General features: G+C 61.5%; 24 protein-coding genes. 20 read left to right on the top strand and 4 right to left on the bottom strand.

The features are described 5' to 3' along the window. Window positions 1-12: 12 nt before the first annotated feature. Genes M8Q45_RS16740 through murB form a run of 4 tightly spaced genes read left to right on the top strand, consistent with a single transcriptional unit; the run spans window position 13 to window position 2439 of the window. On the top strand, window positions 13-198 hold the full coding sequence (locus M8Q45_RS16740; RefSeq protein ID WP_003179363.1) for a Trm112 family protein: 186 nt from the start codon (window positions 13-15) through the stop codon (window positions 196-198). Beyond that, window positions 195-959 (top strand): 3-deoxy-manno-octulosonate cytidylyltransferase, encoded by a 765-nt coding sequence (gene kdsB / locus M8Q45_RS16735; RefSeq protein ID WP_249875656.1) that lies wholly within the window; start codon window positions 195-197, stop codon window positions 957-959. The genes M8Q45_RS16740 and kdsB overlap by 4 nt, the downstream gene beginning before the upstream one ends. After that, window positions 959-1423 carry a low molecular weight protein-tyrosine-phosphatase gene (locus tag M8Q45_RS16730; protein ID WP_249875655.1) on the top strand — a complete coding sequence of 155 codons (465 nt, stop codon included), beginning with the start codon at window positions 959-961 and terminating at the stop codon, window positions 1421-1423. The genes kdsB and M8Q45_RS16730 overlap by 1 nt, the downstream gene beginning before the upstream one ends. Then, window positions 1420-2439: a UDP-N-acetylmuramate dehydrogenase gene (gene murB, locus M8Q45_RS16725; protein WP_249875654.1), complete on the top strand. Its 1020-nt coding sequence runs from the start codon at window positions 1420-1422 to the stop codon at window positions 2437-2439. The genes M8Q45_RS16730 and murB overlap by 4 nt, the downstream gene beginning before the upstream one ends. A gap of 100 nt (window positions 2440-2539) precedes the next feature. On the opposite strand, the gene M8Q45_RS16720 is transcribed toward murB, so the two are convergent. Together M8Q45_RS16720 and M8Q45_RS16715 are read right to left on the bottom strand one after the other, a co-directional pair. Continuing rightward, window positions 2540-3040 (bottom strand): hypothetical protein, encoded by a 501-nt coding sequence (locus M8Q45_RS16720; RefSeq protein ID WP_249875653.1) that lies wholly within the window; start codon window positions 3038-3040, stop codon window positions 2540-2542. Between the two features lie 8 nt (window positions 3041-3048). After that, window positions 3049-6393 (bottom strand): type VI secretion system Vgr family protein, encoded by a 3345-nt coding sequence (locus M8Q45_RS16715; RefSeq protein WP_249875652.1) that lies wholly within the window; start codon window positions 6391-6393, stop codon window positions 3049-3051. Window positions 6394-6887: 494 nt separating this feature from the next. On the opposite strand from M8Q45_RS16715, the gene M8Q45_RS16710 reads away from it, so the two are divergent. Genes M8Q45_RS16710 through M8Q45_RS16695 form a run of 4 tightly spaced genes read left to right on the top strand, consistent with a single transcriptional unit; the run spans window position 6888 to window position 11252 of the window. Further along, the gene (locus M8Q45_RS16710; RefSeq protein WP_249877340.1) at window positions 6888-7358 is read left to right on the top strand and encodes a (2Fe-2S)-binding protein; all 471 of its coding nucleotides are present in this window, start codon (window positions 6888-6890) and stop codon (window positions 7356-7358) included. Then, a complete protein-coding gene (locus tag M8Q45_RS16705) occupies window positions 7355-9670 on the top strand; it encodes a xanthine dehydrogenase family protein molybdopterin-binding subunit (RefSeq protein WP_249875651.1) in 2316 nt (771 codons plus the stop codon). The genes M8Q45_RS16710 and M8Q45_RS16705 overlap by 4 nt, the downstream gene beginning before the upstream one ends. Continuing rightward, complete coding sequence (locus M8Q45_RS16700) at window positions 9670-10641, top strand: XdhC family protein (protein WP_249875650.1); 972 nt, start codon at window positions 9670-9672, stop codon at window positions 10639-10641. Before M8Q45_RS16705 ends, M8Q45_RS16700 begins: the two co-directional genes overlap by 1 nt. A gap of 20 nt (window positions 10642-10661) precedes the next feature. Then, window positions 10662-11252, top strand: coding sequence for a nucleotidyltransferase family protein (locus M8Q45_RS16695; RefSeq protein ID WP_249875649.1), 591 nt, complete (start codon window positions 10662-10664; stop codon window positions 11250-11252). Between the two features lie 295 nt (window positions 11253-11547). On the opposite strand, the gene rne is transcribed toward M8Q45_RS16695, so the two are convergent. After that, complete coding sequence (gene rne / locus M8Q45_RS16690) at window positions 11548-14763, bottom strand: ribonuclease E (RefSeq protein ID WP_502940335.1); 3216 nt, start codon at window positions 14761-14763, stop codon at window positions 11548-11550. Between the two features lie 700 nt (window positions 14764-15463). Here rne and rluC point away from each other — a divergent pair. From rluC to M8Q45_RS16675, 3 genes are read left to right on the top strand one after another with little or no spacing between them, the layout of a single operon-like run. Then, on the top strand, window positions 15464-16420 hold the full coding sequence (gene rluC / locus M8Q45_RS16685; RefSeq protein ID WP_249875647.1) for a 23S rRNA pseudouridine(955/2504/2580) synthase RluC: 957 nt from the start codon (window positions 15464-15466) through the stop codon (window positions 16418-16420). Continuing rightward, window positions 16410-17072: an HAD-IA family hydrolase gene (locus tag M8Q45_RS16680; RefSeq protein ID WP_249875646.1), complete on the top strand. Its 663-nt coding sequence runs from the start codon at window positions 16410-16412 to the stop codon at window positions 17070-17072. The genes rluC and M8Q45_RS16680 overlap by 11 nt, the downstream gene beginning before the upstream one ends. 20 nt (window positions 17073-17092) lie before the next feature. Next, on the top strand, window positions 17093-18082 hold the full coding sequence (locus tag M8Q45_RS16675; RefSeq protein ID WP_249875645.1) for a S49 family peptidase: 990 nt from the start codon (window positions 17093-17095) through the stop codon (window positions 18080-18082). 157 nt (window positions 18083-18239) lie between these two features. Here M8Q45_RS16675 and M8Q45_RS16670 read toward each other — a convergent pair whose 3' ends face one another. Continuing rightward, on the bottom strand, window positions 18240-18818 hold the full coding sequence (locus M8Q45_RS16670; protein WP_249875644.1) for a Maf family protein: 579 nt from the start codon (window positions 18816-18818) through the stop codon (window positions 18240-18242). Between the two features lie 105 nt (window positions 18819-18923). Here M8Q45_RS16670 and M8Q45_RS16665 point away from each other — a divergent pair, with 105 nt between their 5' ends. From M8Q45_RS16665 to mltG, 9 genes are all read left to right on the top strand, one after another. Continuing rightward, window positions 18924-19451 (top strand): YceD family protein, encoded by a 528-nt coding sequence (locus tag M8Q45_RS16665; protein ID WP_003204262.1) that lies wholly within the window; start codon window positions 18924-18926, stop codon window positions 19449-19451. Window positions 19452-19464: 13 nt separating this feature from the next. Continuing rightward, window positions 19465-19647, top strand: coding sequence for a 50S ribosomal protein L32 (gene rpmF, locus M8Q45_RS16660; protein ID WP_003179396.1), 183 nt, complete (start codon window positions 19465-19467; stop codon window positions 19645-19647). A 4-nt stretch (window positions 19648-19651) separates the two neighbouring features. Next, entirely contained in the window at window positions 19652-20662 is a 1011-nt protein-coding gene (gene plsX / locus M8Q45_RS16655; protein ID WP_249875643.1) for a phosphate acyltransferase PlsX, read from the top strand. Between the two features lie 123 nt (window positions 20663-20785). Further along, entirely contained in the window at window positions 20786-21724 is a 939-nt protein-coding gene (fabD, locus tag M8Q45_RS16650) for an ACP S-malonyltransferase (RefSeq protein WP_249875642.1), read from the top strand. A gap of 15 nt (window positions 21725-21739) precedes the next feature. Next, window positions 21740-22483, top strand: a complete 744-nt coding sequence (fabG, locus tag M8Q45_RS16645; RefSeq protein ID WP_249875641.1) for a 3-oxoacyl-ACP reductase FabG — start codon at window positions 21740-21742, stop codon at window positions 22481-22483. Window positions 22484-22674: 191 nt separating this feature from the next. Beyond that, window positions 22675-22911 carry an acyl carrier protein gene (acpP, locus tag M8Q45_RS16640; RefSeq protein ID WP_003175607.1) on the top strand — a complete coding sequence of 79 codons (237 nt, stop codon included), beginning with the start codon at window positions 22675-22677 and terminating at the stop codon, window positions 22909-22911. A gap of 108 nt (window positions 22912-23019) precedes the next feature. Next, window positions 23020-24264: a beta-ketoacyl-ACP synthase II gene (gene fabF / locus M8Q45_RS16635; RefSeq protein WP_249875640.1), complete on the top strand. Its 1245-nt coding sequence runs from the start codon at window positions 23020-23022 to the stop codon at window positions 24262-24264. Then, window positions 24264-25079 (top strand): aminodeoxychorismate lyase, encoded by an 816-nt coding sequence (pabC, locus tag M8Q45_RS16630; protein WP_249875639.1) that lies wholly within the window; start codon window positions 24264-24266, stop codon window positions 25077-25079. Before fabF ends, pabC begins: the two co-directional genes overlap by 1 nt. Before the next feature lie 3 nt (window positions 25080-25082). Next, window positions 25083-26243: an endolytic transglycosylase MltG gene (gene mltG / locus M8Q45_RS16625; RefSeq protein WP_249875638.1), complete on the top strand. Its 1161-nt coding sequence runs from the start codon at window positions 25083-25085 to the stop codon at window positions 26241-26243. Window positions 26244-26252 lie beyond the last annotated feature (9 nt).

The raw sequence follows: 26252 nt of genomic DNA, 5'->3' as shown, positions 1-26252 counted from the left end.
CAGGGGAATTACATGGACACCAAACTGCTCGATATCCTGGCTTGCCCGGTCTGCAAAGGCCCGCTCAAGCTCAGCGCCGACAAGACCGAGCTGATCAGCAAGGGCGCCGGATTGGCCTATCCGATTCGCGACGGCATCCCGGTGATGCTCGAGAGCGAAGCCCGCACCCTGACCACTGACGAGCGCCTGGATAAATGACCACTGTCTTTACCGTTGTTATTCCGTCGCGCTTTGCCTCGACGCGTTTACCGGGCAAGCCGCTGCTGTTGATCGCCGGCAAGCCGATGATCCAGCATGTCTGGGAGCAGGCCAGCAAGAGCAGCGCCCAACGCGTGGTGGTCGCGACCGATGACGCGCGCATCGAGGAAGCCTGCAAGGGCTTCGGCGCCGAGGTGGTGATGACCCGTGAGGATCATAATTCCGGTACCGATCGCCTGGCGGAGGTGGCCGGCAAACTCGGCCTGCCGCCCGATGCCATCGTGGTCAACGTGCAAGGTGACGAGCCGTTGATTCCTCCGAGCGTGATCGATCAGGTCGCGGCCAACCTGGCGGCTCATCCCGAAGCACAGATGGCTACCCTGGCCGAGCCGATCGAGGACGTGCAGACCCTGTTCAATCCCAGCGTGGTCAAGGTTGTCAGCGACCTCAATGGCCTGGCGCTGACCTTCAGTCGGGCGACGTTGCCGTGGGCCCGGGAGGCATTCGCCAAGAACCCGGACGTGTTGCCCGAAGGCGTGCCGTACCGTCGTCACATCGGCATCTATGCCTACCGCGCCGGTTTCCTCCAGGACTTCGTGGCGTGGGGGCCGTGCTGGCTGGAAAACACCGAATCCCTGGAACAACTGCGTGCCTTGTGGCATGGCGTGCGAATCCATGTTGCCGATGCGCTGATCGCCCCGCCGACCGGTGTCGATACCATTGAAGACCTTGAGCGCATCCGTCGCCTGTTGGAGGCTTGATGCGGGTTTTGTTCGTTTGTCTGGGCAATATCTGCCGGTCGCCCACTGCCGAAGGCATCTTGCGCCACAAGTTGCGCGAGGCCGGGCTGGAGGGGCAGGTGGAAGTCGCTTCCGCCGGTACTGGCGACTGGCACGTCGGCAAGGCGCCGGACAAACGCAGCATGGCCGCGGCCCTGCGTCGCGGCTACGACTTGTCGGCCCAACGTGCCCGTCAGGTAACGCGGGCCGATTTCGCCGCCTACGACCTGATCCTGGCGATGGACAGCAGCAACCTGCGCAACCTCAAGGCCCTGCAACCGGCCAATGCCCGCGCGGAACTGGATCTGTTCCTGCGGCGTTACGAGGCCGAACTCGACGATGTACCCGACCCGTACTACGACGGTGAGCAAGGTTTCGAGCAGGTGCTGGACCTGATCGAGCGCGCCACGGATCGTCTGGTGATCGAATTGAAGGGGCGGTTATGAGCTTGCAAGTCCAGGCTGACGTCAGTCTCAAGCCGTTCAACAGCTTTGGCGTGGACGTCAACGCCCGGCTGTTCGCCGAGGCCAATAGCGATACGGATGTTCGCGAGGCCCTGGCTTACGCCGCGGGTCACGACGTTCCGCTGCTGGTCATCGGTGGTGGCAGCAATCTGCTGTTGACTGGAGACATCGATGCACTGGTGCTGCGCATGGCCAGCCAGGGAATCCGCCTGCTCAGCGATGATGGCGAGCGGGTGGTGGTCGAGGCCGAAGCGGGGGAGCCGTGGCATCCATTTGTCCAGCACACACTGGCCCAAGGTTGGGCGGGCCTGGAAAACCTCAGCCTGATTCCCGGAACGGTGGGCGCGGCGCCGATGCAAAACATCGGAGCCTACGGCGTTGAGATAAAGGACGTCTTTGCCGGCCTCACCGCGCTGGATCGCTACACCGGCGAGCTGCGCGATTTCACCCTCGATGAATGTGCTTTTGCCTACCGCGACAGCCTGTTCAAGCAGCAGGCCGATCGCTGGTTGATCCTGCGGGTGCGCTTCGCCCTCAGTCGTGTCGCTCATTTGCATCTGGAGTACGGCCCGGTGCGCCAGCGGTTGACCGAACAAGGCATCGACCAGGCAACGCCCACGGACGTCAGCCGGGCTATCTGCAGCATCCGCAGCGAAAAACTCCCAGACCCAGCCGTGCTGGGCAACGCCGGCAGCTTCTTCAAGAACCCGTTGGTGCCAGCCGCTCACGTGGCGCATCTCAAAGAGCAGTACGCCGACCTGGTGGCTTATCCACAGCCTGGCGGCCAAATGAAAATCGCTGCCGGCTGGTTGATCGAACGGGCCGGCTGGAAAGGTTTTCGTGAAGGCGACGCCGGGGTGCATAAGTTGCAGGCGCTGGTGTTGGTCAATTACGGCAATGCCACGGGACTGGAGTTGCTGGACCTGGCTCGGCGGATCCAGAAGGACATCGCGGAGCGGTTTCAGGTTAATCTTGAGATGGAGCCTAATCGGTACTGAGGGGAGCAGATCGGCAGTTGGGTTTGGGACGGTCTGCGACTCAACCGACGGGCCGGGATAACTGGGCTTATCCCGGCGCTTCTTCCGTGGGCTCTATCATTCAACAAGCAGCCTTAACAGTTCCTCCATCAGGTTCGTACCGGTTCTGCCGGTAATAAAGCGTTCCGTCGCGCCTCTGTCCCACACAGAAAACCGCATCATAGAAAAGAATGCTCTGACGAACCGGGTTGGCAACGATAAGGTTCATTCTTGCGTAATACGTGTTCCCGGGGCTCAACGACTTCGACGCCACCTGCTCGTGATATCCAGACGGCAAGAAGCCATAGGAAACACAACCTCCAGGTTCTAGATGGATAGGCGTGCCGTTTTGGTCCAGTTCAATTTCCCACATTGGCTTGCGCCTTCCATCCCGCAGGTTTTTCTCAGACACCCATATCGAATCAAGCCTTATGCTGTTCGGGGCTGCTTTTGGCACGCAAATAAGCATTTCTCCGTTATCTGAATCGATAACTGCTTCGCCGGGCATTCCCCATGGGGTAGCCGCGATTGGAGAAGAAAGTGCGCCCAATGCAACGCAAAAAAACGATAGGAAAGGCCTCATGACGTTTCTCAACTTGGCAAATGGCGTTTGTTAGAAGGATTGAGCATGAGGTCCTTCAATACTAGTGCCAATAGGCTCGGATTTTTGGTTCGATTGTTGTGATTCCAGACGGAGTTTGGTTCGCGCTCAACGCAAATCAAGTAGTAGTCCGAAACAATCTCCCCCTGTTGTTCCATGTTGTACTCCGCAAATGTGCTGTCATTGTACAAAGTATATTCGTAGGCTGCCGCCCCTCTGCTAGTCACCGTCATGCCCGATTTTTTTACGGGGAAACCCAACTGGTATTGCCACACATGCGTCATTTCATGCATGAACAGCGCTTTATCCCGGCCATTACCCGTTGCGGAAAAATCGTCTCTATAGAACATTGTACTTTGCGGGTAATACATCTCCCCATTGGGTGTAACAGCCGTATTCTGGAATCCCAGAAACAACCACCACCCACCGTGATGTACTTTGACTTTCGTATAGTTGATTGCATCCTTGAATACGGTTCTAGCCATGGCGATCTCGCCCGCAGTCAGCGCTCGTTTTTTGCCTTCAGGCAGCGGGATGTTTCGGGTGGAGGTGCCGACATTCGTGTCGTTGGTAGAAACGTCCAAGGGCCTCAAATCAATGTCCAGTGACGTCTGAGCGTTAAGTGCCGCGCAGCAGAAAGATTCCATTTTTTCAGGAGGAAAGAGCTTCAGCTGAGTGATCTGTAAGGGTTTTTCGGTTACGAGGCGCCCCGTGTAACCCTGTTCATCCGTCACGCCTTCCACGGTGCTGCCATCCACCAAGGTGACCGAATATCTGAGATTGCTTGCCAAATCACCGTTAGGACCGATCAAGCGAAGTTGTTCGTCATAAACTGCCTCAGGCAATTCAACCCGCAAATCCCCCGGCACCAAGGTATTGACACTCATGGTCCGCCCATCCCTGTCCGTTACCCCATTGAACACATCCCCCTGTTGGGTCGTAACGCGATAGCGGGCAAACGGCATCGCTGCCTGGACGTCGTCTTTGAGCGTATAGCCGGCGGCATAACCGGCTGGTATAGGGGATGCGGGTGTGTTCAGGCTGGCCCCATTGGTTTTTTCCACATGGGTGGCCTTCAAATAAATATTGCCCGGCGCACCCAATTCGATATCACCGTCTTTCAGGCGGATGTAGGCGCCACCACAGTTGAGTACCAACTCCTGTGGAGCACTGATTTCCACGCGCCCTTGAACGCTTTCGATCTTCACGTCGGTCTTCGCCAAGGCATGAAGATCGTTGCCTTGAGCATGTAGCTCGACCTTCCCTTCGGCAGCCTTGAGTTGTAGGCCGGCTGCTTTGGCCACTACGCTGATGCCGCCCTGCGCGGTGGCGGTGATATTGTGGCCTGCGCCGATATCAGCGTTGTGCGCAGCGATGATGCCAACGCTTTCGGCGCCGGAGGCCAGGCATACGGCTTCGGGGCTGACCATGCCGATCCCGCTTGGGGCGTGCAGCAGTACGCCAGGTTGCTTCAATCCGTTGAGTGCCTGGTTCAGACGTTGCTGGCTGTCGATGTCGCTTGGCGTTGCTTGAGCGCTACGGGCCGCTTCGGCCAAGGAGCGCGCCAGGGAAAGCGCGCTTTCCAACTGTTCAATGGCGGCCGTCATATCCAGCTGTTCACCCTTGGCCTTGACCTGCTCATCCGCACTGATAAACACCCCCCTGCCACCCCGGATCGCGCCCCAGCCATCGGTGCGCAACTCAAACCCTTCCCCACGTTTCTTGCGCTCGGCATCCACCAGATGCCCCAGGTTCAACTGGCTCTTGCCGCTGTGTTCGGTGCTGAGCTTGATGTGTTCCTCCCCGCGGGTGTCGTCCAGGCGCAGTTTGTTGTTGGTCGGGGTGCGCAGGACGTTGCGGCGTTCGTTGCGGGCGGTGACCGGGTCCGGGTGGCGGTCATCGTGCAGGGCGTGGGCGATGTAGGGGCGGTCGGGGTCGCCGTGTTCGAAGGCGATCGCCACTTCGGTGCCGGCCTGCAGCGGGAAGTGCAGGCCGTGGGTGTCGCCGCCGTAGGGTCGGGCCAGGCGCAGCCAGGCGCTTTCGCGGCCGGGTTGCCAGGTGTCGCGGTCGAACAGGAAGCGCACTTTGTAGCGGCCTTCGAAGTCGAGGTCGGCGTAGGGCGGGTTGACGACCGGGTGGCTGACGCGGGCGGGGAGGGTGCCGCTCATGTGCGGCTTGGGCAGCAGCGCTGGGCGAAAGCACACGGTTTCCGAGTAGGGAATGGCCTGGAAGTGGGCGACGAAGCTGCGGTCGCGGGCCGCTTCGGTGCGCAGGCTGACGATCACCGCGCCGGGCTCGAAGGCCTTCGGCGGGCCGCCGGTGATGTCGAGGCGCTGCGCCGGGGCCAGGATGGCGCTGCTGGTGGTGCCGCTGAGGCGGGTCTGGTCGTTGAGGTAGAGCTCATGGCGCAGGCGGGCGTAGAAGAAGCCGCTTTCGCTTTGCAGGTCTTCGTCCAGGGCGTAGCGCTCGCCCAGCACCGTGTAGGGTTCGCCGTAGTGATAGGCCTCGCCGTAGGTGCCCTTGGCGCCTCGGGTGTGGTCGACTTCGCCGTCCAGGAAGGCATGGGCCTCGCGGTGATGGTAGGCGCGAAAATTGATGGTTTGCTCGACCATCCGGTGGGCGGTCTGCAGGTTCCAGACGGCGTCCTGGCCATCGGCGGACAAGCCCGACGGCGGGCGACACGGCAACGTGACGCCGCGCTGGTAGTGCCGCTGGTCGTCGTGAAATTCCACCACGTCGATGTTCAGGCGATCGTCGCTGGTGACGCGGTACCAGATGCCGACCTCGGCCAGCAGGCGCTCGACGAAGGCCAGGTCGCTCTCGTCGTATTGCATGACCTGTTCGCGCCGAGGGTACTGGCGCACCAGGTTGAAATAGAACTCCTCGCCACGAAAATCGTGGCGCGTGCGCAGGATGTGCTCGACGATCTCGGGCACCGACTGCTGCTGGTAGATCCGAAACTGCTTGCCGCGCCCAAGCCGCGCGAAACGCGGTTGCAAGGTGATTTCATAGCGGGCTTCGTCGTTGGAGCCGGACAGGCGCTTGAAGCCTGAGATCACGCCATGAAAGGCGCGCAGCGGCTTGATCACCGGCGGCGTGAAGCCCTTGGGCGTCGGCGGTGGCGGCACGGCGTACAGGTTGAAATAACCCCACCGGTTGAGCACGTCGGTGGCCGCCAGGTCGCGCTCGGTGCAGGTGAATTCGATGCGGTAGAGGTAGGGACGACTCAGGTGTTCCTCGCCGGTGAAGGCGAGGACGTCGAGGTGGGCGTCGAGGCCGGAGATTCGCAGGGTGTGGCGGCTGTGGTCGAAGAAGGTCGGGAGTGGGTTAGTCATGGATGCCCCTGGAAAACCACGCTCATGGCGCGTGGTTTTTTGTTGTCGAGGGGACCAGATTGGCTCACGGCGAAGGGCAGATACCATAGGCAAACCGCCCGTTCTGAAAAATCAGAAGCGTCCTATAGAGGCGCCTTCCTATTCCTTAGGAAGTTGCCTACAGGGGAGCCGATTTCTTGCAGAAATCAGTGGATGACGGACGTACTGGCCGTGATTGTTCCGATTCAGGAAGGGCAGGATCGAGCCTGGTAAAACGCTCTGGGTGTTCTGTCGAAATTCATTCGTGCAGGATTGTGCAGGGCGTTTTGCTTGTTCCTGGGTTAATTTAATTGGCTGACGATGCGAGCATTCGCATCCACAAGGCCCGGTGCAGACGCTTGCTCGCGTGTGCACAAGAGAGCCCGATTTAGCCTGAGCCAGTCTGCGATACCGAACCGATAACCCAACGGCAGATGGCTCGACCCCCATAACTCGATAACGATGCGGGCGTGCCCATGATTACCCTGAAACTCAATGGAAAAGATCACCCACTGGATGTGACCGAGGACATGCCGCTGCTGTGGGCGATCCGAGACGTGGCCGGCTACAACGGCACCAAGTTCGGCTGCGGCATGGGCGTGTGCGGCGCGTGCACCATTCATATCGACGGCGCCCCGGCGCGCAGTTGCATCACGCCGATCGGCTCGGTGAAAGGCCAGGAGATCAGCACCATCGACGCACTTCACGTCGACCCGGTCGGGCAAGTGGTCCAGAAGGCCTGGCTGGATACCGCGGTGGCCCAGTGCGGTTACTGCCAGGGCGGGCAAATCATGTCCGCCACGGCGTTGCTCAAGACCAACCCCAACCCCAGCGACGAGCAGATCGAAGAAGCCATGGCTGGCAACATTTGCCGCTGCGGCACGTATAACCGGATCAAGACCGCGATCCGCCAGGCTTCCACCCACTTGAAGGAGGCCAAGGCATGAGCCGTCTGCCCAATGATTTCGTGCTGAGCAACCTCAGCCGCCGGGGGTTCCTCAAGGGCGCCAGCGCTACCGGCGTGCTGGTGTTGGCGGCCACCTGGGGTTTGCCGGATGCCTTCGCCGAAGAGAAGAAATACGGCGCCGAGGGGATGCCCCATGGCGCGGTCGATGACCCCAATATTTACGTAAGCATTGCCGCCGACGGCAGTGTGACGGTGATCTGCAACCGTTCGGAAATGGGCCAGGGTGTGCGCACCAGTCTGAGCATGGTGGTGGCCGACGAACTGGACGCCGACTGGGCACTCGTCAAGGTTCGGCAAGCACCGGCGGACGAGGCGCGTTTCGGGAACCAGGACACTGACGGTTCACGCAGCATGCGTCACTGGTACGAGCCGATGCGTCGCTGCGGTGCCGCCGCCCGGACCATGCTCGAACTGGCCGCCGCTGCCCAGTGGAAGGTGCCGGTGGGGGAATGCCACGCGCAGTTGCATAAAGTGGTGCACCAGCCTTCAGGTCGAGAATTGGGTTATGGCGAGTTGGCCGCCGCCGCCAGTGCCTTGCCGGTGCCGGGGCGTGACAGCCTGCGTCTCAAGCAGCCGTCGGAGTTTCGCTATATCGGCAAGGAAGCGAGCCGCGCCATCGATGGCGCGGACATCGTCAACGGTCGCGCGGTGTTCGGCGCCGACGTGCATTTTGATGGCATGCTCTACGCCGTCGTGGCGCGTCCGCCGGTCTATGGCGGCAAGGTCAAGTCCGTTGATAGCCGTGCAGCGCTGGAAGTACCGGGTGTGGTCAAAGTGGTGCAGATCGAGGGGCGTCCGTTGCCCTCCGAATTCCAGCCACTGGGCGGCGTCGCCGTGGTGGCGAAGAATACCTGGGCGGCGATCAAGGGGCGCGAAGCACTGAAGATCCAGTGGGACGATGGCCCGAATGCCGGTTATGACTCCATTGCCTACCGCAAGGAACTGGAAGCGGCCGCCCGCCAACCGGGAAAAGTCCTGCGCAGCACCGGCGACCTCGACGACGCATTGGCCAAGGCCGATTCGACGCTGGAGGCTTCGTACTACCTGCCGCACCTGTCCCAGTCGCCCATGGAACCCATGGTCGCTGTCGCCCGGTTCAAGGACGGTCAATGCGAAGCCTGGGCGCCGAGCCAGGCACCCCAGGTCACCCGCGAACGCGTGGCCGAGCGCCTGGGCATTCCTTTCGACAAGGTCACGGTCAACATCACGTTGTTGGGCGGCGGTTTCGGGCGCAAGTCAAAGCCCGACTTCGTCGTCGAAGCGGCCGTGCTGGCCAAGGAGTTCCCCGGCCAGGCGGTACGGGTGCAGTGGACCCGTGAGGACGACATCCATCATTCGTACTTCCACACCGTCTCGGCAGAATACCTGAAGGCCAGCTTGAACCAGGACGGGTTGCCCTCCGGTTGGCTGCACCGCACCGTGGCCCCGACCATCACCGCGCTGTTCGCGCCGGGCATGACCCACGAAGCGCCGTTCGAAGTGGGGATGGGCGTGACCAACATGGCCTACGCCATTCCCAACATGCGCCTGGAAAACCCTGAAGCGGTGGCCCACACGCGGGTTGGCTGGTACCGCTCGGTGTCGAACATTCCCCATGGATTCGCGATCCAGAGCTTCATCGACGAACTGGCCCACAAGGCCGGCCAGGATCCGCTGAAATATCACCTGAAGCTGCTCGGCCCGGACCGCAAGATCGATCCGAACAGCCTCAATGACAGTTGGAACTACGGTGAATCTCCCGAGCGCTATCCCATCGATACGGCGCGGATCCGCACCGTGCTGGAAACTGCCGCGAAGGCTGCCGGTTGGGGGCGAGAGTTGCCCAAGGGCCGCGGGCTGGGGCTGGCGGTGCATTACAGCTTCGTCACGTATGTCGCGGCGGCGATCGAAGTCGAGGTCAAGGACGACGGCACGGTGATCGTGCACAAGGCCGACATCGCCGTGGATTGCGGCCCGCAGATCAACCCCGAACGCATCCGTTCGCAGTTCGAAGGCGCCTGCGTCATGGGCCTGGGTAACGCGATGGTCGGCGAAATCAGTTTCAAGGACGGCAAGGTCCAGCAGGACAATTTCCACATGTACGAAGTCGCGCGCATGTCCCTGGCTCCGAAGGAAGTGGCGGTGCACCTGGTCACTCCGCCGGGCGAGGTGCCGTTGGGCGGTGTTGGCGAGCCGGGCGTGCCGCCAATTGCGCCAGCCCTGTGCAACGCGATTTTCGCCGCCACGGGCAAGCGCATCCGTGATCTGCCCGTGCGTTACCAGCTGCAAGGCTGGCAACAGGCCAAAGCCTGATGGACAGCGTGGACCTGAACGTATTGCGCAGCGTGCTGGAATGGCGCCGCGCCGGGCAGCGAGTGGTGTTGTTTACCGTGGTTCAGACCTGGGGCACCGCGCCAAGGCCTCCGGGGGCCATGTTGGCCCTGCGCGAGGATGGCGTGGTGATCGGTTCGGTGTCGGGCGGCTGTGTCGAGGATGACTTGATCGCCCGGCTGCATGACGGTCGGATTCCTGCGGAGGGGCCACCGGTGCAACTCATCACCTATGGGGTCACCCGCGAGGAGGCGGCGCGCTTTGGCCTGCCGTGTGGCGGCACCTTGCGCCTGACGGAGGAGCGGGTGGGCGATCCACACTGGGTTGCCGAGTTGCTGGAGCGTTGCGAGGCCCATGAGATCGTCGCCCGTGAGCTGACGATTGCCAGTGGTCGCGTGACGCTGGCTCCGGCGAGCAAAACGGACGCCCTGGTGTTCGATGGGCAGGTGCTGCGCGCCATTTATGGGCCGCGATGGCGACTTCTGTTGATCGGCGCCGGGCAACTGTCCCGCTACGTGGCGGAAATGGCTCGCTTGTTGGATTTCGAGGTGTTGATTTGTGATCCCCGCAAGGAATTCGTCTACGGTTGGGAAGAACAGCATGGCCGCTTCGTCTCGGGCATGCCCGACGAGGCCGTGCTGAGCATCCAGACTGACGAGCGCACCGCCATCGTGGCACTGACCCACGATCCACGCCTGGACGACATGGCGCTGCTCACTGCCTTGGACTCCAAGGCTTTTTATGTCGGAGCCCTGGGCTCGCGGGTCAATAGCCAGAAGCGGCGGGATAACCTGGCTCAGCTAGGCTTGTCCGCAGAGGCGATTGGACGCCTGCATGGGCCGATCGGCCTGCACATCGGCAGCCACACCCCGGCGGAAATCGCCTTGTCGCTGCTGGCGGAAATCGTGGCCATCAAGAATGGCGTGGAACTGCGGCAGAAAAAATCGCTGTAGGCCGTGGGCGAGGAGGGCGAATGGGAAAGTCGATAGGCGTGATTATCCTGGCGGCGGGATCGGGCAGCCGTTTCCGCCAGGTAGCCGGTGCGGACAAGGATAAGTTGCTGGCCGACTGTGCGGGCCGAGATGGCGCCGTCAGGTCGGTGATCGAGCATGTACTGGTCAACCTGCCGGCCTCGGTGGAAAAGCGTGTGCTGGTGACGAGCACGGGGCGGCCGCAAGCCATTCGCATGGCGCAGGCTTACGGGTGCGACTTCGTGGAACTGGACTCGCCCGGGTTGGGCGACAGCATTGCCGCGGGAGTCCAGGCCTGCCCGGACCTTGATGGGTGGCTGATAATCTTGGGCGATATGCCTTTTATCCTGCCGTCGAGCATCGAGCAGGTAGCGGCGGGTATACGTGAGGAGGGCATTAGCGTGCCGGTCCTGGCTGGCGAGTACGGGCATCCGGTGGGATTTGGTCGTGGGTTTGGGCCGAAACTGATGGCGCTGACTGGAGATCGTGGTGCCAAGGCATTGTTTGCCGGGGCGCAGGTGGTTGAAGTACCGGTGGACGATCCAGGCGTGACGTGGGATGTCGATGTGCCAGAGGCACTGACCTTCAAATAACAGGCGACGCAAAACCCTTTGGGAGCAAGCTCCCTCGCCACAAAACTTCCCAGCCATCACGGCACGGATTGATCAACAGTAAACATTGTGGGAGCTAGCTTGCTCGCGAAAGCGGTTTGGCATTCGATATTGATGCAGACTGAGCCGACGCCATCGCGAGCAAGCTCGCTCCCACAGTGGAACTTCGGTGGACTATAAGTCTTGTGTCCGCCCCAGTTCCCCTGTGGATAAGTCCGAAGGCATAAAAAAGCCCCGCCTGGCATCACCAGGCGGGGCTTTTTACTGGGCGATGGAATCAGGCGTGAGGTTTAGGCTCGTGCTCTTTTTCCAGGGCTTCAGTGTGACGTGGCGCGACTTCGACTTCTTCAGCGGTGTGCTGGGGTTCGTCGAGCGCCGGGGCTGGTTCGGCTGGGGTTTCAGCGACCGGGGCAGGGGCTGCCTCGACGACTTCTTCCACGGCCGGAGCCGGTTCGGCAGCAGGCGCTTGAGCGGCGGCAGCGGCAGCTTGTTCGGCTTCCTTCTGCAGGCGCTCGGCTTCACGCTTGCGGCGACGCACTTCACGTGGATCGTTCGGTGCGCGGCCATTCGCGGTCAGGGCGCTGGCAGGTGCAGGTTCTTGCGCGGGGGCGGGCGCTTCGACAGCCACCGGTGCTTCGACCACTGGAGCGGGTTCGACCACTTCTGGCTCGATCGCTTTCACGGGTTCTGGCGTTGGCTCAGGCTCGACAACAGGGGCCGGTGCGGCTGGCTCTGCGGTCCAGTTGAACGCAGTCTGCTCCTCGCGGGCAGGTTCTGGCGCCTTTTCCTCGGCCGGTGCTTCGACAACCGGTTCGGCAGCGACGATGGGCGCTTCAACAACGGGCGCAGGCTCGGCGGCGACTTCAGCTTCAGGCAGGGCTTCACGTGCCGGCGCGAGTTCCACTTCTGGCGAAGCGGTGACTTCTACCGGGGCAGTGGATTCGACGACAGGGGCTTCAACCGGCGCGTTCTCCACCGCAGCGGTGGCGCGCTCAGCCTGCTCGTTTGCCTGGGCTTCGGCCGGGGCGCTGATCGCACTGCTGGCAACGGCCGCAGTGACGGCCAGGCCGGCGGCCAAGTCAGCGGCGCTTGGCGCTTCGGCGTTCTCGGTGGACTCGGATTCTTCCGAACCTTCGATCACGTTGCCGTTGGCATCGCGCTGACGCTCACGACGGTTGCTGCGACGACGCTGGCCGCGGGAACGGCGGCGTGGACGATCGCCTTCGGCGGTGTCCTGGCCGTCTTCCTGCAACTGCTCTTCGGCGTTCAGCACTTCTTCTTCGCTGGCAGCGGCGGCTGCTTGCTCGGCGCGTGGCTGGCGCTCTTCACGTGGCGGACGCGGTGCGCGTTCTTCACGAGGCTGGCGGGCCGGACGCTCTTCAGCGGTGGCGGCAGCAGCGGCCGGGGCGGCATCCAGTGGCTCGCGCAGTTCGCGAACACGTTCTTCACGCTCGCCACGCGGCTTGCGATCTTCACGCGGTGCACGAGGCTGACGCTCTTCACGCGGCGGACGCGGTGCGCGCTCTTCGCGGGCTACGGCTGGCACTTCCTCACGGACTTCGCGAGGCTGGCGTTCTTCACGCGGCTCGCGTGGCGCGCGCTCTTCGCGCGGTGCACGTTCTTCACGCGGAGCACGTTCTTCGCGGGGCTTGCGCTCTTCGTCGCGACGACCGTTGCGGTTGCGGGTCTGCTGGCGACCATTGCGGCGTTCTTCGTTGCGGGCAGGGCGCTCGGTGGCGGCCGGCTTGGCGACGACGGCCGGGGCGGCAGGCTCTTCCTTGGTGGCGAACAGGCTGACCAGGGACTTCACCAGGCCTTTGAACAGGCTTGGCTCTGGTGCTGCGGCCGGAGTGGCAACCGGAGCGGCCACTTCGGTCGGAACCGGTGCGTTGGCGCGGGCCGGAGCGGTCTTGACCGCTGCTTCCTGACGAACCAGGGTGCGAGTGGCGGCAGCCGGCTGGACGTCTTCCACTTCGGCAGCGGCAGCAGCGATTTCGTAGCTGGACTGGTTGGTGTGGGCTTCCGGGCTGTCATCACGCAGGCGCTGCACTTCGAAGTGCGGCGTCTCGAGGTGATCGTTCGGCAGGATGACGATGCGGGCACGGGTGCGCAGTTCGATCTTGGTGATCGAGTTGCGTTTTTCGTTGAGCAGGAACGCGGCCACCGGGATCGGCACTTGGGCGCGAACTTCGGCGGTGCGGTCTTTCAGGGCTTCTTCTTCGATCAGGCGCAGGATCGCCAGGGACAGCGATTCGACGTCACGGATGATGCCGGTGCCGTTGCAACGCGGGCAAACGATGCCGCTGCTTTCGCCCAGGGATGGACGCAGGCGTTGACGGGACATTTCCAGCAGGCCGAAGCGCGAGATGCGACCGACCTGTACGCGGGCACGGTCGGCTTCCAGGCATTCACGGACCTTTTCTTCCACGGCGCGCTGGTTCTTGGCCGGGGTCATGTCGATGAAGTCGATGACGATCAGGCCGCCGATGTCACGCAGGCGCAACTGACGGGCGATCTCCTCGGCCGCTTCAAGGTTGGTCTGCAGGGCGGTTTCTTCGATGTCGCTGCCTTTGGTGGCGCGCGCCGAGTTGATGTCGATGGACACCAGGGCTTCGGTCGGATCGATGACGATGGAACCGCCGGACGGCAGCTCGACGACGCGCTGGAAAGCGGTCTCGATCTGGCTTTCGATCTGGAAGCGGTTGAACAGCGGAACGCTGTCTTCGTAGAGCTTGATCTTGCTGGCGTACTGCGGCATCACCTGGCGGATGAAGGTCAGGGCTTCGTCCTGGGCTTCGACGCTGTCGATCAGCACTTCGCCGATGTCCTGGCGCAGGTAATCGCGGATGGCGCGGATGATCACGTTGCTTTCCTGGTAGATCAGGAACGGCGCGGAGCGATCCAGCGAGGCTTCTTTGATGGCGGTCCACAGTTGCAGCAGGTAGTCGAGGTCCCACTGCATTTCTTCGCTGCTGCGGCCCAGGCCGGCAGTGCGAACGATCAGGCCCATGTCGGCGGGTGCGACCAGGCCGTTGAGGGCTTCACGCAGCTCGTTGCGCTCTTCGCCTTCGATGCGGCGGGAAATGCCGCCGGCACGCGGGTTGTTCGGCATCAGGACCAGGTAGCGGCCGGCGAGGCTGATGAAGGTGGTCAGGGCGGCGCCCTTGTTGCCACGTTCTTCTTTTTCGACCTGGACGATGACTTCCTGGCCTTCGCTCAGGACGTCCTTGATGTTGACGCGGCCTTCGGGGGCCTTCTTGAAGTATTCGCGGGAGATTTCTTTGAGGGGCAGGAAGCCGTGGCGCTCGGAGCCGAAATCGACAAAGGCAGCCTCAAGGCTTGGTTCGATGCGAGTAATCCGGCCTTTATAGATGTTGGCCTTCTTCTGCTCGCGCGCACCGGATTCGATATCCAGGTCGTAGAGGCGCTGGCCGTCTACCAGTGCAACACGCAACTCTTCGGGTTGAGTTGCGTTAATCAGCATTCTTTTCATGTAGTACCGTCGGTTTCCGGGCTGCCGGAAACGGCGTTCGGCACACACGACTTCTCACGGTCGGTGTCAGGTGCGTCCTGGAGATGGCAGTGCCATTCCAGTGTCCAGCGAGTTCGACCCAAATGGCGGCGAAGTCGCGACGGACGCGTCCTGCTTGCTGGTACTCAAGCACTCAGTCAGGAGGAGGAATCAACCGGCGCCTGTGGACGAGATGAAGCGTCTAAATATAAGCCTAGTGCTACACAGTCCGACGGTTGTACATCTCCACCCTACACGTATCCCTGATAATTCGGGTGCTGCCGCGCGCAGAATCCGCAGCGGGTTGGCATTTACCGTGAGCTCCGAAAGGGGAGGTCACGCATCATGGCTAATTTAGGCGTTGTTTCCGAAGCTCTCGCTCGGGGTCGTTTACGGGTGACTGCACTTTGTGAACTGGCCGTGAATGTGGCGCGCAAGGCGAGTCAGAACTCTGCTTTGCGGCGTATTTCAGGCCTCATGTCACCTGCGCTCGTTACACCTGCAAACTCTGCCGTTACGTAGCAAGAACCCCGTAGGACGGCCTCTCGTCCTCGTGAATTGCGTTGGTCAGGGCCGGTTTTTGACCGCTAGTCCGCTGTCCAGCCACTTTTGGCGGCGTTCGCGACTATAGCAGCAATGATTAAGTGCTTCAATTCCATAAAAAATTGTTATGATCGCCGCCATGACGACTACTGCCCCTTCGACCCCTGGCGTTCAACTGCTCGAGGTCTCGCCGGAATATGCCGGCCAACGAATCGATAATTTCCTGCTGGCCCGGCTCAAAGGCGTGCCCAAGACCTTGATTTACCGCATCTTGCGCAAAGGCGAAGTGCGGGTGAACAAAGGTCGGATCAAGCCCGAATACAAGCTGCAGGCCGGCGATGTCGTGCGCGTGCCGCCGGTTCGCGTGCCTGAGCGTGATGAGCCGGTGCCTTTGGCCCAAGGCCTGCTGCAACGCCTGGAAGCCTCCATCGTCTACGAAGACAAAGCGCTGATCGTGGTCAACAAGCCCGCGGGCATCGCGGTCCACGGCGGCAGCGGCCTGAATTTCGGCGTGATCGAAGCCTTTCGTCAGTTGCGTCCGGACGCCAAGGAACTGGAGCTGGTCCATCGCCTCGACCGCGATACTTCCGGTCTGCTGATGATCGCCAAGAAACGCAGCATGCTGCGCCATTTGCACGAGCAATTGCGCGGCGATGGCGTCGACAAGCGCTACATGGCGCTGGTGCGTGGGCGTTGGGATACCTCCGTCAAGCAGGTCCGTGCACCGTTGCTCAAGAGCAACCTGCGTTCAGGCGAGCGCATGGTGGAGGTCAACGAGGAAGGCAAGGAGGCGTTGACCGTGTTCAAGGTGCTTCGGCGTTTCGGCGACTTTGCGACCATGGTCGAGGCCAAGCCGGTCACCGGACGTACGCACCAGATCCGCGTCCACACGCTGCATGCCGGACACTGCATCGCCGGCGACAGCAAATACGGCGATGATGACTTCACCAAGGAAATCCGCGACCTGGGTGGCAAGCGCCTGTTCCTGCATGCCTACATGCTGACCGTGCCGCTGCCCGATGGCGGCGAGCTGAAATTGCAGGCTCCCGTGGATGACATGTGGACCAAGACCGTGGAGCGGTTGAGTGCATCCTGACTACAAGCTGCTGATATTCGATTGGGACGGCACTCTGGCGAACTCCATCGGTCGGATCGTGGACGCGATGCACGTTGCGTCGGATCGTACGGGGTTTGCCCGGTGCGATGATCTCGCGGTAAAGGGCATCATCGGTCTCGGCTTGCCGGAGGCGATTCGCAGCCTGTACCCGGAAATCGAGGCGGATGAGCTGACCGTTTTTCGCCAGCATTACGCCGACCACTACATTGCCTTGGAAGCCGAGCCGTCGCCGCTGTTTGACGGCGTGGTGGAAACGCTCGATGCCTTGCGCGAAGAGGGGTATCACCTGGCAGTCGCAACCGGCAAGGCCCGGCGTGGGCTGGATCGGGTATTGAAGGCCCATGGCTGGGAAGATTATTTCGATATCACCCGGGCGGCGGATGAAACCGCGAGCAAGCCACACCCGCTGATGCTTGAGCAGATCCTCGCCCATTGCGATGTATCGCCTGGGCAGGCGCTGATGGTCGGCGACTCATCGTTCGACCTGCAGATGGCCCGCAATGCTGGCATGGGTTCGGTGGCTGTCAGCTACGGCGCGCAGACGATCGAGGCGTTAAAAGCCTTCGAACCGTGCCTGGCGATTGACCATTTTCCAGAATTGCACGCCTGGTTGAGCCGGCGTGCCGATTAAGTTTTGATGGAGAGGCATGCATGACGGACGAATGGAAGGCCCCGGCCAAGGCGAATGCCGAAAGCGGTGACGATAAAAGCTGGAAATTGCTGGAAAAGACCCTGCTGGCCAGTGTGCAGGAACAGCGTCGCTCACGTCGCTGGGGTATTTTCTTCAAGTTGCTGACGTTCGTGTATCTCTTCGGCGCGCTCATGCTGTTCACGCCGCTGATGAGTATCGAAAAAAGCGCTGTGAGCGGCTCGGCCTACACTGCGTTGATCGATATCGAGGGCATGATCGCCGACAAGGAGCCGGCGAGCGCGGACAACATCGTCGGCAGCCTGCGGGCGGCGTTCGAGGACCCAAAGGTCAAGGGTGTGGTGCTGCGCATCAACAGCCCGGGCGGCAGTCCAGTGCAATCGGGTTATGTCTACGATGAGATCGTCCGGTTGCGCGGCTTGCACCCGGACATCAAGGTCTACGCGGTAATCGCCGACCTCGGCGCATCCGGCGCTTATTACATTGCCAGTGCGGCGGACCAGATCTATGCCGACAAGGCCAGCCTGGTCGGGTCCATTGGCGTGACGGCGGCCGGATACGGGTTTGTCGGGACCATGGAAAAGCTCGGCGTGGAGCGTCGGGTCTATACCTCCGGCGAGCACAAGTCGTTTCTTGATCCGTTCCAGCCGCAGAAGCCTGAGGAAACCGCATTCTGGCAAAGCGTGCTGGACACCACCCACAAGCAATTCATCGCCAGTGTGAAGAAAGGGCGGGGCGATCGTTTGAAAGACAAAGAGCACCCGGAGCTGTTTTCCGGTCTGGTCTGGTCTGGCGAGCAGGCCTTGCCCCTGGGCCTGATCGATGGCCTGGGCAGTGCCAGCTCCGTGGCGCGGGATGTGATCGGCCAGAAGGACCTGGTGGATTTCACCATCGAAGAATCGCCGTTTGATCGCTTCTCGAAGAAGCTGGGGGCTAGCATCGCCGAGCACCTGGCGATGTGGATGGGCTTCCAGGGGCCGGCGTTGCGCTGATTTTTGAAAGGCTGCGCACCTGAAGGGTGATGCGGTCCCTGTGGCGAGGGAGCTTGCTCCCGCTGGGCCGGTCCGACGCCTCGGGCGCAGCGGCCCCCAAATTTCTGCGGTCGCTGCGCAACCGAGCGGGAGCAAGCTCCCTCGCCACGGAGGCGGTTCAGGGAACCTGCACGCCCTCAGCCAGCAACATATCCACAAGACGAATCAGCGGCAGGCCAATCAGGCTGGTGGCGTCCGGGCCTTCGGTGCTCTGGAACAGGCTCACGCCGAGGCCCTCGGCCTTGAAGCTGCCGGCGCAGTCGTACGGCTGTTCGGCGCGCAGGTAGCGCTCCACGCGAGCCGGATCCAAGGTCCGCATAGTCACGGTGAACGGAACGCAGTCGACCTGGCATCGGCCTGTCTGGCTGTTGAGCAGCGCCAGGCCGGTCAGGAAGGTTACTTTGGCGCCGCTGGCGGCCATTAGCTGCTCGCGGGCATTTTCGAATGTGTGGGGCTTGCCCAGGATGCGCTCGCCGAGCACGGCGACCTGGTCCGAGCCGATGATCAGGTGCGCTGGGTGTCTGTCGGTCAATGCCAAGGCCTTTTCCCGGGCCAGGCGCTTTACCAGTTCGACCGCGGCTTCGTCGGGGTGGCGGCTTTCGTCGATGTCTGGCGAGCTGCAGACGAATGGCAGCCCCAGGCGGGCGAGCAGTTCCCGGCGATAAACCGAGCTTGAGGCTAATAATAAAGGCAGCATGGCTCTCTCCGATGGGCAGGGGAGGATTCTAGCCAGACGCGCAAGTGACGGACAGGGCTGAATTTCCTTTGACATGGCCCGGTGCATCCCTATAATGCTGCGCCTATGTTGAATGACCCGATTCCACCTCACGTTGACCCGCGCAAATTGGCTGACCGTGGCACCACCCTTCAAGGTGAACTGCTGCTGGCCGATTTGAAGAGACTCTGCGACCCGCTTTCCGACGATGTCGGGACGGTCCAGGCCAAATTCGTTTTTGAACGAGATGAACGTAAATCTGTGGTGATCCACAGCTTTATCGACACTGAAGTCAAAATGGTTTGCCAGCGTTGTCTTGAGCTGGTCACCCTGCCGATCCACAGCGAATGCAGTTACGCCGTGGTGAAGGAGGGTGCGAATACCCAGTCGTTGCCGAAAGGTTATGACGTGCTGGAACTGGGCGAAGATCCATTGGATCTGCAGTCACTGATCGAGGAGGAGCTTCTGCTCGCCTTGCCCATTGTGCCTGCTCATCATCCGGAAGAATGCCAGCAGCCGGCGGGAGCAGATGAGCCCGAACCGAGCGAGGACGAGGTAACGCGGTCCAACCCGTTCAGTGTATTGGCGCAGTTAAAGCGTGACCCAAACGTTTAGGAGTTAATCAATTATGGCTGTTCAGCAGAACAAAAAATCCCGCTCCGCCCGTGACATGCGCCGTTCGCACGACGCTCTCGAGGCTAGCACCCTGTCTGTAGAAAAAACCACTGGTGAAGTTCACCTGCGTCACCACGTATCGCCAGAAGGCGTATACCGTGGCCGTAAAGTGATCGACAAGGGCGCCGACGAGTAATCACTTGTCCGCTCAAGTCATCGCGATTGACGCAATGGGCGGGGACTTCGGTCCCCGCAGCATTGTTCAGGCCAGCCTTGCTTGCCTGAATGCTACGCCCTCGCTGCACCTGACCCTCGTCGGTCAACCCTCTCTCCTTGAAGAATTGCTCAACGGCCAGTCGGCTATCGATCGTGCGCGCCTGACAATTGCGCCAGCGTCCGAAGTCATCACCATGGACGAAAAGCCGGCACAGGCCCTGCGCGGCAAGCCCGACGCGTCGATGCGGGTAGCCCTTGAGTTGCTGCGCGACGGCAAGGTCCAGGCCTGTGTCAGTGCGGGCAATACCGGGGCGCTGATGGCGCTGTCGCGCTATGTCCTGAAGACGTTGCCGGGGATCGATCGTCCGGCAATGGTCGCGGCGATCCCGACGCAGCGGGGGTTCTGCCAATTGCTCGATTTGGGCGCTAACGTCGATTGCAGCGCCGAGCACCTTCTGCAATTCGCCGTGATGGGCTCGGTTGCCGCGCAAACCCTCGGCATTGCGCGACCTCGCGTTGCGCTGCTGAACATTGGCACCGAAGACATCAAGGGAAACCAGCAGGTCAAGCTGGCGGCGACCTTGTTGCAAAATGCGCGGGGCATCCATTACATCGGGTTCGTCGAAGGCGATGGTCTCTATCGCGGCGAGGCCGATGTGGTGGTCTGTGATGGTTTCGTTGGCAATATCCTGCTCAAGTCCAGCGAGGGGCTGGCGACCATGATTGGCCAGCGCATCGAGACATTGTTCAAGCAAAGCCTGGCTTCGCGGGTGGTGGGTGCCCTGGCGCTGCCATTGATGCGGCGGCTGCAGGCAGACCTGGCGCCGGCGCGGCACAACGGTGCGAGTTTCCTCGGCCTGCAAGGTATCGTCATCAAGAGCCATGGTTCGGCGGGCGTGCAGGGCTTTCAAAGCGCTATCAACCGGGCGGTGATCGAAGTGCAGGAAAACCTGCCGGAACGCCTGCACGGCCGTCTCGAGGATTTGTTAACTTAGGCGTTTTCGTCTGACAATGCTTAAATGTGACCGGTCGGTTCAAGCCGCCATCCAACTGTCAGTTTCCTAGCGCCCCCAGGGGCGTCAATTTTTGACGACAAGATCATTAGGGGCTTTGTTTTCATGTCTGCTTCCCTCGCATTCGTCTTTCCAGGGCAGGGCTCGCAGTCCCTCGGCATGCTGGCCGAGCTGGGCGCGCAATACCCGCTGGTCCTCGAAACATTCAAAGAAGCATCCGACGCGCTCGGCTACGACTTGTGGGCGCTGACCCAGCAAGGGCCGGAAGAGCAACTCAATCAAACCGATAAAACCCAACCGGCCATCCTCACCGCCTCGATTGCCTTGTGGCGCCTGTGGCTGGCTGAAGGCGGCGCGCGCCCGGCGTTTGTCGCCGGTCACAGCCTGGGAGAGTACAGCGCCCTCGTGGCCGCTGGCAGCCTGGGCCTGGCTGATGCGGTGAAACTGGTGGAGCGTCGTGGCCAGTTGATGCAAGAAGCCGTTCCGGCCGGGCAGGGCGGCATGGCCGCGATCCTCGGCCTGGAAGATGCCGATGTGCTGGCGGCCTGTGCCGAAGCGGCGCAAGGCGACGTGGTCAGTGCGGTCAACTTCAACTCCCCGGGCCAAGTGGTGATTGCCGGCGCCAAGGCTGCCGTCGAGCGCGCCATCGAAGGCTGCAAGGCTCGTGGCGCCAAGCGCGCCATGCCATTGCCGGTCAGCGTGCCGTCGCATTGCGAGCTGATGCGTCCAGCCGCCGAGCGTTTTGCCGAATCCATCGCCGCCATCGACTGGCAGGCTCCGCAGATTCCGGTGGTGCAGAACGTCAGCGCCAACGTGGCTGCGGACCTGGAAACCCTCAAGCGCGACCTGCTGGAACAGCTCTACAAGCCGGTTCGCTGGGTCGAATCGGTGCAGACGCTGGCTGCCAAGGGCGCGACCGAGCTGGTCGAATGCGGCCCTGGCAAGGTACTGGCGGGCCTGAACAAGCGTTGCGCCGAAGGCGTATCCACTTCCAACCTCAACACCCCAGACGCTTTCGCTGCCGCTCGCGCAGCGCAAGCCTGAACAGGAGAAGCTTGCATGAGTCTGCAAGGTAAAGTTGCACTGGTGACCGGTGCAAGCCGCGGCATCGGCCAGGCCATCGCCCTGGAACTGGGTCGTCAAGGCGCCATCGTTGTCGGCACCGCGACGTCCGCTTCGGGCGCCGAGCGTATCGCCGCGACCTTGAAGGAACACGGTATCCAGGGCACCGGGCTCGAGCTCAACGTGACCAGCGACGAATCCGTTGCCGCCGTGTTGGCAAGCATCCAGGAGCAGTTCGGTGCGCCGGCGATCCTGGTGAATAATGCCGGCATCACCCGCGATAACCTGATGATGCGCATGAAAGATGACGAGTGGTTCGACGTGGTCGACACCAACTTGAACAGCCTCTACCGGCTGTCCAAGGGCGTCTTGCGCGGCATGACCAAGGCACGTTGGGGCCGAATTATCAGTATCGGCTCGGTTGTGGGTGCCATGGGCAACGCAGGCCAAGTAAACTATGCTGCGGCGAAAGCCGGCCTGGAAGGTTTCAGCCGTGCGCTGGCACGAGAAGTCGGTTCGCGCTCGATTACGGTAAACTCGGTTGCACCGGGTTTCATCGACACCGACATGACCCGTGAACTGCCGGAAGCACAGCGTGAAGCCTTGTTGACCCAGATCCCGCTGGGTCGTCTGGGGCAAGCTCAAGAAATCGCGTCCGTGGTCGCTTTTCTTGCGTCGGACGGTGCGGCATACGTGACTGGGGCTACAATCCCGGTGAACGGCGGGATGTACATGAGTTAAATGTGACGGATTGCTTCAAAAAAATGTCATACGAGCTGTCTAAAATCCGTTATAAAGCTGCAATCTATTTATAGGCGGCGGGCCCCAGGGTTCGAGGAGTGAAGCTTTCGGTTGAAAAACCGAAAAGTCTTTCTATACACTTACCCACCGGCCAGCTGCCTGAATTTGTCCATTAGGAGTGAAAACAAGGTATGAGCACCATCGAAGAGCGCGTCAAGAAAATCGTTGCCGAGCAACTGGGCGTTAAAGAAGAAGAAGTTGTGAACACCGCTTCCTTCGTTGAAGACCTGGGTGCCGACTCCCTTGACACTGTTGAGCTGGTGATGGCTCTGGAAGAGGAATTCGAGACCGAGATTCCTGACGAAGAAGCTGAAAAGATCACTACTGTACAAGCTGCTATCGACTACGTTACCAGCCACCAGGCGTAATCGTTTTTAGTCGTCGCTAGCTGTCATGGAAAAACCGCACTGCCATCACGGCGTGCGGTTTTTTCTTTAGGCCTGATGCAAAGTCGTCATTTGAAAAAGGAGAGTGCTGTGTCGCGTAGACGCGTCGTAGTCACCGGTATGGGTATGTTGTCGCCACTGGGCACGGATGTGCCAAGCAGTTGGCAGGGCATTCTGGCTGGCCGTAGTGGCATTGGTCTGATCGAACACACCGACCTTTCTGCCTATTCCACCCGTTTTGGCGGCTCGGTAAAAGGCTTCAATGTCGAGGAATACTTGTCGGTCAAGGAAGCTCGCAAGCTTGACCTGTTCATTCAATACGGCTTGGCAGCCGGGTTCCAGGCGGTGCGTAACGCCGGGCTGGAAGTGACCGATGCCAACCGTGAACGCATCGGCGTGGCCATGGGCTCGGGTATTGGCGGCTTGACCAATATCGAAGAAACCAGCCGCACGCTGCACGATTCGGGGCCGCGACGGATTTCTCCGTTCTTCGTGCCGGGCTCGATCATCAATATGATTTCCGGTTTCCTGTCCATCCACTTGGGTGCACAGGGGCCTAACTACGCCATCGCCACGGCGTGCACCACCGGCACCCACTGCATCGGCATGGCCGCGCGCAACATCATGTACGACGAAGCCGACGTGATGATTGCTGGCGGCGCCGAAATGGCGGCCTGCGGCCTGGGCATGGGCGGTTTCGGCGCGTCCCGTGCGCTGTCGACCCGCAATGACGAGCCCGCTCGCGCGAGCCGGCCATGGGACAAGGGCCGCGACGGCTTCGTGCTGTCCGACGGTGCCGGTGCGCTGGTGCTCGAAGAGTTGGAGCACGCCAAGGCCCGCGGCGCGACCATCTATGCCGAGCTGATCGGTTTTGGTACCAGCGGCGACGCGTACCACATGACGTCGCCACCGGCCGACGGTGCCGGTGCCGCCCGTTGCATCGCCAATGCCTTGCGTGACGCGAAAATCAACGGCGACCAAGTGCAGTACATCAACGCCCACGGCACTTCGACTCCGGCGGGTGACTTGGCCGAAGCCCAGGCGATCAAGACGGTGTTCGGCGAACATGCCTACAACCTGGCGGTCAGCTCCACCAAGTCCATGACAGGCCACCTGTTGGGTGCGGCAGGGGCTGTGGAGGCGATCTTCAGCGTCTTGGCGATCAACAGCCAGACGGCGCCGCCGACCATCAACCTTGATGAGCCGGACGAAGGGTGCGACCTGGACTTCGTGCCGCATACAGCCCGTGGCATGGACATCGATGTGGTGTTGTCCAACTCCTTCGGCTTTGGCGGGACCAACGGTTCGCTGGTGTTCCGCCGGTTCGCGGGTTGATGGAGAGCTGGGTCGACGGTCAACCGGCTGACGTCCTGTCGCTGAAAGATCGCGGCCTGGCTTATGGCGATGGGTTGTTCGAGACCATCGCCGTGCGCAATGGCAGGGCACTGTTGCTGGAGCGTCACATGCAGCGCCTGGAAACAGGCTGCCAGCGATTGGCGCTCAGGGTCGACATGACGGTGGTGAGCGCCGAGCTGAGCGCTTACGCCCGGTGTCAGGGTGACGGCGTGATGAAACTGATCGTGACCCGTGGCGACAGTCAGCGTGGTTATGCCGCCGACCCCTCGGCCACCGCCCGACGCATCCTGCAAGGCAGCGCTCCTGTTGCTTATCCCACGGCCCATGCCGAGCAAGGCGTCCTCCTGTTTCCCTGTTCAGTGCGCTTGTCCGAGCAGCCTTTGCTTGCCGGCCTCAAGCACCTCAATCGCCTGGAACAGGTGCTGGCCCGTGCCGAATGGCGCGATGGGCAGTACGCTGAAGGCCTGATGCTGGATACGTCCGGGCGGGTGATCGAAGGCGTATTCAGTAACCTGTTCCTGGTGCGCGATGGCGTCTTGTTTACTGCGGACCTGAGCCGTTGCGGTGTTGCCGGGGTGATGCGCGCGGAATTATTGTTTCAAGCCAAGTCCCAAGGCATCGCCACGCAAATCGCGGACATCAGCCTTGAACAACTGCACCAGGCCGATGAGGTCTTCGTCTGCAACAGCGTATATGGCGTGTGGCCGGTACTCGGATGCGGTTCGGCACGCTGGTCGGTTGGCCCACTCACCCGTAAACTGCAAACCCTTGCCCGTGCGCTATTGGATGCCTGATTCGTGAGACGTAAATTCTTGCTGCTGCTGGAGACCGGACTGGTTCTGGCAGGGCTGTTGTTGGGCGCTTCGGCCTGGAAGATTCATTCGGCGCTGCAACAGCCGCTGAACATCACCCAGGAAGAGTTGCTGGACGTACCCAACGGGACCACCCCGACCGGAACCCTCAAGCGCCTCGAAGCCGACGGCCTGATCAAGGACGCCTTCTGGCTGCGTATCTATTGGCGCTTCAATCTTGCCGACCAGCCATTGCACTCCGGTGAGTATCGGATGGTGCCGGGCATGACCATGGAAGCCTTGATCGGCGTCTGGAAACGCGGAGAGGTGGTGCAGTACAGCGTGACGCTGGTGGAGGGCTGGAATTTCCGTCAGGTGCGCGCGGCATTGGCCAAGGACGAAAAACTCCAGCAGACCCTTGCTGGCCTGAGCGACAGCCAGGTCATGGATCGCCTTGGGCATTCGGGCGTGTTCCCCGAAGGCCGGTTCTTCCCGGATACCTACCGCTTCGTGCGGGGCACCACGGATGCCGATCTGTTGAAGAAGGCCTACGATCGGCTGGAAGACGTGCTTGCCAAGGAGTGGGCACAGCGTGCCGCCGACGTTCCGTACAGCCAACCCTATCAGGCCCTGATCATGGCCTCCCTGATAGAGAAGGAAACCGGGGTGCCCCAGGAGCGTGGCGAGATCGCAGGTGTGTTCGTGCGTCGCCTGCGCCTGGGCATGCTGTTGCAGACCGACCCTACCGTGATCTACGGCCTGGGCGAGCGCTACACCGGCAAGCTCACCCGTGCCCATCTGAAAGAAGAAAACCCCTATAACACTTATCTGATTCCGGGTTTGCCACCGACACCGATTGCGATGGTGGGGCGCGAAGCGATCCACGCGGCGTTGAACCCGGCCGACGGCAACAGTCTTTACTTCGTTGCCCGTGGCGACGGTAGCCATGTCTTTTCCGATGACCTGGAGACGCACAACAACGCCGTGCGCGAATTCCAGCTCAAGCGCCGTGCCGATTACCGCTCCAGTCCGGCCCCGGCGGCCCGGGAAGATTCGGCACCGATTCCCGCAGCGTCACCGGACACGGCGCCTGAAGCCGTGCCTCAGGTGCCGCCACAAGAGCCTGCCCCCGAACCGAATGCGAGCGAGCCGCCGAGCTCGCAATGACTTTGACTA

This window comes from Pseudomonas sp. T1.Ur, assembly GCF_023516725.1.
Classification (GTDB): Bacteria; Pseudomonadota; Gammaproteobacteria; order Pseudomonadales; family Pseudomonadaceae; genus Aquipseudomonas; species Aquipseudomonas alvandae.
This window is presented reverse-complemented; position numbering and strand designations above follow the sequence as displayed.